Raw genomic sequence first — 7,315 nt, 5'->3', positions numbered from 1 at the left:
CAGGGGCGGGCCGCATGCCGTGATTCACCGATAGCCCCCTCCCCCGGCATGGCGTTGCCAGACGCCGCCCCGTCGGCCTTCCCGATATCTTCCGGCAACACGCATGGCACGCCGCCGCGCGTGACACATCGGGGCCGATCTTTCCCGACCAGGGGAAACACCCCCGCGCGCCGCCATGTGCGCCAAACCCCCCGCCTGTTCCGAAACCGGTCCGTCACGCCCTCCACATCCCGTATTGTTAATGCAGATGGAACACTAATAATCATTGCCAGACAATTATTTTCCCCAAGGCAACCAATATCATGATCTCCGTAGTGCATCCCCCTGAACGAAAAGGAGCAAGAAACCATGTCCGACAAACAGAACGGTATCGCCCTGGTCACGGGCGCCTCGCGCGGCATCGGCGCCGCCATCGCCCGCCGCCTGGCCGCCGATGGCTTCTCGGTTGCCGTGAACTATGTGTCCAACCCCGGTGAGGCCGACAAGCTCGTCGCCGAACTGGCGCAGACCGGTGTCAAGGCCGTCGCCGTGCAGGCCGACGTGTCCAAGGTCGACCACGTGCGCCGCATGTTCGACGAGGTCGAGAGCAAGCTCGGCAAGATCGACGTGCTGGTCAACAACGCCGGCATCCTCAAGACCATGCCGTTCGCGCAGACCACCGACGAGGTGTTCGCCCAGACCTTCAGCATCAACGTGACCGGCGTGTTCAACACGCTGCGCGAGGCGACCGCGCGCCTGAACGACGGCGGCCGCATCATCAACCTGTCGAGCACGACGCTGGCGCTGAACCTGCCGGGCTACGCGATCTACAACGGCACCAAGGCCGCGGTGGAAGCGTTCTCGCGCGTGCTGGTCAAGGAACTGCGCGGGCGCCGCATCACGGTGAACTGCGTGGCGCCGGGCCCGGTGGCCACCGAGCTGTTCCTCAACGGCAAGACCGAAGAACAGATCCAGACCTTCTCCAAGATGCCCCCGCTGGAGCGCCTGGGCCAGCCCGAGGACATCGCCAGCGCGGTGGCCTTCCTGGCCGGCCCGGACGGTGCCTGGGTCAACGGCCAGGTGCTGCGCGCCAACGGCGGCCTGGCCTGAGCACGGCTGCGCGCCCCATGCCGGCAACCCGACACAACGGCGCACAGGCGAAGCCGTGGCGGCTGCGCCTGCGCGCCGCCGCCGCGGTACTGGCATCCGTGCTGTCGCTCGCGGCCTGCAGCCGCGCGCGCATGGCCGATGCGGAGAACAACATGACCATGCGCCCATCCGTTACCTACCTGCACCTGCTGCGGCACACGCCGTTCTTTACTTCGCTGTCGACCGACCAGTTGCAGTGGGTCATCGACCACTCGCGCGAGTGGGAGGTCGATGCCGGCGCCGTGCTGTCCAGGCGCGGCCCGCAAGGCCCGACGGATACCGACTACTGGATCCTGCTCGACGGCGGATGGCGCGTCGAGCACGCCGGCAAGTCGTTCCCGAGCGGGCACGCGGACCCGGGCAAGTGGTTCAACACCCGCCAGACGCAGGACAAGCCCGGCGCCCTGGTCGCCACGGAGCATGGCTACGTCATGCGCATTCCCGAGGGCGAGATGCAGCTCATGCTCGACCGGGGCTTCGCCTTCGATGCCCATCTGGAACAGGGGCGGGCGTACTACCAGAAGATCTTCCGGCAGTAAGGCCGCCGCCGTTCCGCGCGGTCCCGCCCGGAACGGCGGCGGGCACGCGGAAGCCGTCTCTCCGGAGACGCGCCGGGTACGCGCCCGCGGCAACAGATAGTCCACTTTCCTGAATTTCCACTCCTAGGGAGACCCACATGTCGCAAATCATCCTCGTCACCGGCGCCTCGTCCGGCTTCGGCCTGATGACCGCCAGGGAGCTGGCGCAAGCCGGCCACATCGTCTACGCCTCGATGCGCGAGACCCAGGGCCGCAACGCCCCGCGCGTGGCGGAGATCGCCCAATGGTCCAGGGACAACAAGGCCGACCTGCGCACCGTCGAGCTGGACGTGCAGTCCGACACCTCGCCCGCGGCGGCGGTCGCCCACATCCTGCAGGATGCCGGCCGCCTGGACGTGATCGTGCACAACGCCGGCCACATGGTGTTCGGCCCGGCCGAGGCCTTCACGCCGGCACAACTGATGCAGCAGTACGACGTCAACGTGCTCGGCACGCAGCGCGTGAACCGCGCCGCCCTGCCGCACCTGCGCAAGCAGGGCAAGGGTCTGCTGGTGTGGGTGGGCTCGTCGTCCACGCGCGGCGGCACGCCGCCGTTCCTGGCGCCGTACTTCGCCGCCAAGGCCGCGATGGACGCGCTGGCCGTGTCGTACTCCACCGAACTGGCGCGCTGGGGCATCGAGACCACCATCATGGTGCCGGGCGCCTTCACCAAGGGCACCAACCACTTCGCGCACTCGGGCAAGCCGGCCGATACCGCGGTGGCCGCCGAATACGAGCAGGGCCCCTACGCCGACGTGCCCGGCAAGGCGCTCGAAGGCCTGAAGAACCTGGAACCCGAGGACGCCGACCCCGCCGAAGTGGCGCGCGAGATCGTCCGCGTGGTGGGCCTGCCGTTCGGCAGGCGCCCGTTCCGCGTGCACGTCGATCCGTCGCAGGACGGCGCGGAAGTGGTCAACGCCGTGGCCGACCGCATGCGCCGCGAGATGTACCTCGCGATCGGCCTGCGGGACCTGCTCTCGCCCGCGGTCAAGGGCTAGCGGGCACGGCATGATGGCGCGCCGCCGTCGGCCAGCGGCACGATGGCATGCGCGGGCGGGTCGGGAATGGCGCTGGCGGAGAAACAGCGCTCACTGCCAGCAGGAGCCGCGCCGGAGGGAGCCGGACCCGGAGCCGGAGTACGGCACGCCGGCGCCCGCATTTCCATATGTGCTTCGCTGCGTTGGCGCGTCGGCCCGGGCCGCCGTATGATGTGCGGCACCCACCCCCACAACATGGAGCGCCGCATGAACGCCGTCACCGAGCCGCTGCTGGCTTTGCAGGATCTCGAGCTTCCCTCGCTGCATTTCCCCGCCGTGCAGGCCGAAGTCTCGCCGCAGGAATGGGCGGTGCGCGTCGAGCTGGCCGCGGCCTACCGGCTCGCCGCGCAGTTCCGCTGGACCGACCACATCTACACGCACTTCTCCGCGCGCGTGCCCGGCCCCGACGAGCATTTCCTGATCAACGCCTACGGCCTGACCTTCGACGAGATCGGCGCGTCCAACCTGGTCAAGGTCGACATCGACGGCGAGATCGTGCGCGACGATACCGGCCTGGGCATCAACCCGGCCGGCTATACCATCCACAGCGCGCTGCACGGCGAGCGCCACGACGTGGGCTGCGTGCTGCATACCCACACCGCGGCCGGCATCGGCGTGTCGGCGCAGCGCGACGGGCTGCTGATGATCTCGCAACACGCCATGCGCTTCTTCGGGCGGGTCGCGTACCACGACTACGAAGGCATCGCGCTCGACCTCGACGAGCGCGTGCGCCTGGTGGCGGACCTCGGCGACAAGAACGTCTTCATCCTGCGCAACCACGGCCTGCTGACCTGCGCGCCGACCATCGCGCAGGCGTTCCAGGAACTGCACGTGCTGGAACGCGCGTGCGCGGCGCAGCTCGCCGCGCAGTCCGGCGGCGCGCCGCTGATCATCGCGCCGGACGCGGTGGCCCGCAAGGTGGCCGACGTGGCGATCCGCAACACCGGCGGCACGGTCACGCGCAAGCACTGGGCCGCGCTGCTGCGCCAGCTCGACCGCAGCGATCCGTCGTACCGCCACTAGAAAAAAACTCGCCAAGAGACGCTATCTAGATGAAGCGAAGCGGTTCTGGCCAGGCGCGCGGCCGCGGACAGTACAAGTAGTACGGCAAGGCCGCGCAACGACGCCAGGATCATTTTGATGGCATCTCTCAGCGCCGGTGGTCGAACCGGCGCGCGAGCCGCTCGCCGCCGAACTGCACCAGCGTCACCAGCGCGATCAGGATGGCGATGACGTTGAACATCACGGCGGTCTCGTAGCGCTCGTAGCCATAGCGGATGGCGAGGTCGCCGAGGCCGCCGGCGCCGACCGCGCCGGCCATCGCCGACGAGCCGATCATGGCGATCACGCTGACCGTGGCGCCGCCCACGATGCCCGGCAGCGCCTCGGGCAGCAGCACGTGGCGCACGATGTGCCAGCGCCGGCAGCCCATCGCGCGCGCGGCCTCGACCAGCCCCGGGTCGATCTCGTTGAGGCTGACCTGGGCAATGCGCGCGAAGAACGGGATCAGATGCACGCTCAGCGGCACCACCGCCGCCCAGGTGCCCATCGTGGTGCCCACGATCAGCCGCGTGACCGGCAGCATGGCCACCAGCAGGATGATGAAGGGAATCGAGCGGAAGGTATTGACCAGCACCGACAGCACGCGGTGCAGGCGCGGCCGCGGGCTCAGCCCGCCCGGCGCGCTCAGCGTCAGCACGATCGCCAGCGCCATGCCGCACACGAACACCACCAGGCAGGCGGAGCTGGTCATCAGCAGGGTCTCGCCCAGCGCCTTCACATACTTGTCAGCCAATGGCGGGAACATGGTCCGCTGCCTCCTCGTGATTGGCGCGCGCGCCGGCGCCGACCTCATTGGCCGCATGCACCGCGCCGTCGATACCCGCCACGCTTGCCACACTCGCCACGCCGCTGGCCAGCCGCAGCGGACGCAGCAGCGCCAGCGTGGCGGCGGCCCGCGGCTGGGCGAACACCTGCGCCACGGTGCCGAGCTCCACCACGTGGCCGTGGTCGAGCACCAGCACGCGGTCGCAGGCCTGGCGGATCACCGCCATGTCGTGCGTGATCAGCACCACGGTCAGGCCAAAGCGGCGGTTGATGTCGCGCAGCAGCGCCAGGATCGATTCGGTGGTCTCCGGGTCCAGCGCCGAGGTGGCCTCGTCGCACAGCAGGATCTCGGGGCGCTGCACCAGCGCGCGCGCAATGCCCACGCGCTGCTTCTGCCCGCCGGACAGCATGGCCGGATAGACCTGCGCCTTGCCGGCCAGGCCCACCAGCTCGAGCAGCTCCGTCACGCGCGGCGCGATCTGCGCGCGCGGCACGCCGGCCACGCGCAGCGGCAGCGCCACGTTCTCGAACACGGTCTTGGCCGAGAGCAGGTTGAAATGCTGGAAGATCATGCCCACGCGCCGGCGCAGCGCCACCAGGCCGTCCTCGTCGAGCGTGCCCACGTCCACGCCGTCCACGCGCACGTGGCCGCCGCTCGGGCGCTCCAGCATGTTGATGGTGCGCAGCAGCGTGGACTTGCCGGCGCCGCTGCGGCCGATGATGCCGAAGATCTCGCCGCGCGCCACGGTGAACGACACCGCGGACAGCGCGGCGGACGGCGCGCCGGGATACTGCTTGCCGAGCTGCTCGAACACGATGTGCGGCGGCGCGGACGATTCTGGGGAAGGCTGCGGGGGCGCCTGCGACACGGTGGATCCTCCTGGAACGGCAACGGCGGCGAGAGACCGCGGCGTCAGAACGCCGGGATCACCGAGCCCTGGTACTTGCTCAGGATGAACTTGCGCACGTCTTCCGACTGGTAGGCCTTGACCAGCGGCGCCACCCACGGCGCGGCCTTGTCGCGCTCGCGCACGGCGATCACGTTGACGTAGGGGTTGTGCTCCTTCTTCTCCACGGCGATGCCGTCGCGCGTGGCGATCAGGCCGGCCTGATAGGCGAAGGTGTTGATCACCGCGGCGGCGTCCACGTCCGGCAGCGAGCGCGCCAGCACCACCGAGGCGCTTTCCACCAGGTCCAGCTTCTTCGGGTTGGCGGTCACGTCGGCCAGCGTGGCGGTGCCGGTAAACGGATCGAAGCCGTCGCGCAGCTTGATCAGGCCGTGGTCGCGCAGGATCACCAGCGCGCGGGTCTGGTTGCTCGGGTCGTTGGGAATGCCGATGCGCGCGCCGGCCGGCAGCGCCTCGAGCGACTTGTACTTCTTCGAATAGAAGGCGATCGGCGAGATCAGCGTATCGGCCACCGCCACGATCTTGTAGCCGCGCTGCGTGACCTGGTCGCGCAGGAACGGCTTGTGCTGGAATGCGTTGGCGTCGAGGTCGCCGTTGTTGAGCGCCTCGTTGGGGCTGGCGGTGCCGGTGATGACGATGGGCTGCACGTTGAGGCCCTGCTTCCTGGCCACCTGCGTGACGACTTCCCAGATTTCTTCGTCGACACCGCCGCGCACGCCGACCTTGATGGTCTTGTCGGCGGCCAGCGCCGGCGCCGCGCCGATGGCGAATGCCGCCGAGGCGGCCAGGAGCGTGGAAAGGATCTTGCGCAGGGTCATGAGCGGTCTGCCTGGGTGCGGTTCGTGGGTGGCGGCGGCGCGCGCATGGCGCCGCGCGATGCCAGGGGATGCAGTCTAGGCAGCCGCCCGCATCCCGGTCCACGAATATTTCCGCACTAGCAAATCAGGAATTCACGCCCCTGCGCGGGTGCGGCCCATCGCGCCGGCGACAGCGCGCGGACCGCGATCGTTCCCGCGTCAGGGCTGATCGTAGACCCACACCGAGCCGTCCGCGAGGCGCACGGCGACGCGCAGCTTGCCGTTCGCATCGACAGCGCTCGCGAAATCCGCCCCGGTGCCGTTGCCCGGCAGCGCGAGCGTCGCCAGCGTAATGCTGTCCGTGTTGAGGGCAACCAACGAGGACGCCGCGAGGCCCAGCACGAAATGCGGGATGGCGCTCAGCTTGAGCAGGGGCGGCGCCGGGAGCACCAGGGTGACATAAGGCTGGAACACACCGCGGCTGACAACGATGCCGGTTCCGCCCACATAACCGTAGAGCGGCGCATTTTCGTCAGTGGCGCCAGGGGAGACAGCGCCCCAGACAAGGGATGCCGGGGTGCCGCCGACCGAGGCCTCGCTGCCATTCGACTGCATTGCGTCGCGTGATCCATCTGCCCTGATCGCCAAGCCACCGCCGCCAGCAAACGGATGCACATCAAGAATTGACGCCCCCCGGAAAACGTTCGTGGTCGCGCCCGCGCCCACCGGCTGCCACCACCACGCTCCGGAAGTGACACACCAGCCCGTCGCGACGATGCCGGTGCCGCCGCTTGCCTTCACGAAAGCGCGCCCCGCGGTCGTGCTGGCCGCATACTGCGCGCAACCGGCCAGCGAGAAATCCGCGCGCGGATTGGCGAAGGCCGCGTCGAAGCTGCCGAACGGCACGCTCGCGCCATCGGTGCCCAGTTGCACCACCACCGCCGAATTCGCCGGGTCCGTGTCCGCCGCCAGCCACACGCCTTGCGCCGCCGCCGGCAGCGCCGCGGCGGGCTCGATCGGCCCTTCGCCGGCCACGCCGA

8 protein-coding genes are annotated in these 7,315 nt (G+C 69.3%); 4 read left to right on the top strand and 4 right to left on the bottom strand.

Features of this window, described 5'->3' with window-relative positions; translation table 11 throughout:
* Positions 1-348 precede the first annotated feature (348 nt).
* The 4 genes from K206_RS0124605 to K206_RS0124590 all read left to right on the top strand — a co-directional run bounded on the left by K206_RS0124605 (position 349) and on the right by K206_RS0124590 (position 3,766).
* Entirely contained in the window at positions 349-1,089 is a 741-nt protein-coding gene (locus K206_RS0124605; protein ID WP_020205047.1) for an SDR family oxidoreductase, read from the top strand.
* A gap of 17 nt (positions 1,090-1,106) precedes the next feature.
* A complete protein-coding gene (locus K206_RS0124600; protein WP_020205046.1) occupies positions 1,107-1,667 on the top strand; it encodes a hypothetical protein in 561 nt (186 codons plus the stop codon).
* 137 nt (positions 1,668-1,804) lie between these two features.
* The gene (locus tag K206_RS0124595; RefSeq protein WP_020205045.1) at positions 1,805-2,704 is read left to right on the top strand and encodes an SDR family oxidoreductase; all 900 of its coding nucleotides are present in this window, start codon (positions 1,805-1,807) and stop codon (positions 2,702-2,704) included.
* Positions 2,705-2,950: 246 nt separating this feature from the next.
* On the top strand, positions 2,951-3,766 hold the full coding sequence (locus tag K206_RS0124590; protein WP_020205044.1) for a class II aldolase/adducin family protein: 816 nt from the start codon (positions 2,951-2,953) through the stop codon (positions 3,764-3,766).
* 127 nt (positions 3,767-3,893) lie between these two features.
* Here the strand turns inward: K206_RS0124590 and K206_RS0124585 are convergent, their stop codons facing one another.
* The 4 genes from K206_RS0124585 to K206_RS44365 all read right to left on the bottom strand — a co-directional run.
* The gene (locus K206_RS0124585; RefSeq protein WP_029044034.1) at positions 3,894-4,550 is read right to left on the bottom strand and encodes a methionine ABC transporter permease; all 657 of its coding nucleotides are present in this window, start codon (positions 4,548-4,550) and stop codon (positions 3,894-3,896) included.
* Entirely contained in the window at positions 4,531-5,439 is a 909-nt protein-coding gene (locus K206_RS0124580) for a methionine ABC transporter ATP-binding protein (protein WP_020205042.1), read from the bottom strand. The genes K206_RS0124585 and K206_RS0124580 overlap by 20 nt, the downstream gene beginning before the upstream one ends.
* Before the next feature lie 44 nt (positions 5,440-5,483).
* Complete coding sequence (locus K206_RS0124575) at positions 5,484-6,296, bottom strand: MetQ/NlpA family ABC transporter substrate-binding protein (RefSeq protein ID WP_020205041.1); 813 nt, start codon at positions 6,294-6,296, stop codon at positions 5,484-5,486.
* A 198-nt stretch (positions 6,297-6,494) separates the two neighbouring features.
* A partial coding sequence (locus tag K206_RS44365; protein WP_231401666.1) for a hypothetical protein occupies positions 6,495-7,315 on the bottom strand: 821 nt, incomplete at its 5' end.

It is taken from the genome of Cupriavidus sp. WS (assembly GCF_000395345.1).
Lineage (GTDB): Bacteria > Pseudomonadota > Gammaproteobacteria > Burkholderiales > Burkholderiaceae > Cupriavidus > Cupriavidus basilensis_B.
Note: the sequence above shows the minus strand (reverse complement) of the source record. Positions and strands in the feature narration are given on the sequence as shown.